This window comes from Thiemannella venezuelensis (assembly GCF_014203605.1).
Classification (GTDB): domain Bacteria; phylum Actinomycetota; class Actinomycetes; order Streptosporangiales; family Streptosporangiaceae; genus Planomonospora_A; species Planomonospora_A venezuelensis.
Map to the genome: position 1 here is coordinate 1 of NZ_JACHJJ010000081.1, position 1,277 is coordinate 1,277.

2 protein-coding genes are annotated in these 1,277 nt (G+C 67.6%); both read right to left on the reverse strand.

The genetic code is table 11. The features are described from left to right. Positions 1-903: RNA-guided endonuclease InsQ/TnpB family protein (locus FHS22_RS38870; protein WP_338048130.1), on the reverse strand; the 903-nt coding region annotated here is incomplete at its 3' end. After that, the gene (locus FHS22_RS37195) at positions 904-1,095 is read right to left on the reverse strand and encodes a hypothetical protein (RefSeq protein ID WP_184948892.1); all 192 of its coding nucleotides are present in this window, start codon (positions 1,093-1,095) and stop codon (positions 904-906) included. Positions 1,096-1,277 lie beyond the last annotated feature (182 nt).

Here is a 1,277-nt window from a genome sequence, read left to right on the forward strand (position 1 = left end):
CCGGCGGGTGTTTACGGCGTAAACGCCTGCGGGGTCGTCGCAGGGGCGTCCCGCTTCAGCCGCGGCGAGGACCGCAGCGTTTACGCCGTAAACACCTCCGCCGGGCAGCGAGCCCTGCCTGTCTCTTCGCTTTCCCGCGTTAGCCGGGTGGGGCCCCTGTCGCTCAGTCATGGGACAACCGTGGAGGACCGTCTGCACTGTCGCCTGAACGTTCCATAGCTCTCCGAGCGCTTCGACTTCCAACCAGAGGCGGGCGAGATCCGAAGAGTCTTGGCTTCCTCCCCACGGCTGAAGCCGGGGATTGCCGTGGCTGATCTGCGGCTGAACCGCGACCGTGACGGGTGGTTGACGCTTCGCAGACCGCCCAACGGCGAGGTCTCCACGCCCTGTCACCGCCGGCCCGGCGGCGAGGATGTTCTTCGCGGCGTTCACGTCAGCGTTGCCGGTGTAGGCGCAGGAGGTGCAGGCGAAGACCGCTTGGCTTTCGCGGGACTTCGCGTCCACCGTCCCGCACGCCGAACAGCGCTGGGAGGTGTACGCAGGTGGCACCCGCACGATACGGGAGCCGTTGTATCGGGCCTTGTGCTCCAGGATGGTCAGCAGAGCGCCCCAGCCCTTGGCGAGGATGGCCCGGTTCAGCTCGGCCTTGGCGGCGACGTTGACGCCGGGGGCGGCGACGGTGCCCTTCGCGCCGGCCGTCATGTTTCGGATCTTCAGATCCTCCACCACGACCATGCCATGGCCTCGGGTCAGCCGGTTGGCGGTCCAGGCGGGGAAGTCGGTCCGCCGGTTGCGGATACGGACGTTCAACCCGGCGATCTGCGCTCGTGTGGCGGCGCGCCGGGCCGAGCCCTTCTTCTGCCGGGCGAACTGCTGCTGAAGCTGCTGAGCCCTGGCGACCACTTACGGACCCTGCCGGGCCTTCTCTACCACTGCCTGCCAGGCGGCGTCCGCACGGCGCCCCGTTTCGATCCGCCGGGCAGCGGCTTCGTTGAAATAGGCCGACACGGAGCGGACGTGCCCCTGCTCGACCTGCTGCTGAACGTAGTCGTGGAAATCTTCTTCCACGGTGATGGTGATCGGACGGGTGCTCATATGGTCATCAGACAAAGAGAGCGGCTGCTCGCGAAGGGTTTCGGCCGAGTGGGAGGCATCGGACGACCTCGGCAGAAGGCCAGGGGAGTGTTTACGGCGTAAACGCTGCGGTCCTCGCCGCGGCTGAAGCGGGACGCCCCTGCGACGACCCCGCAGGCGTTTACGCCGTAAACACCCGCCGG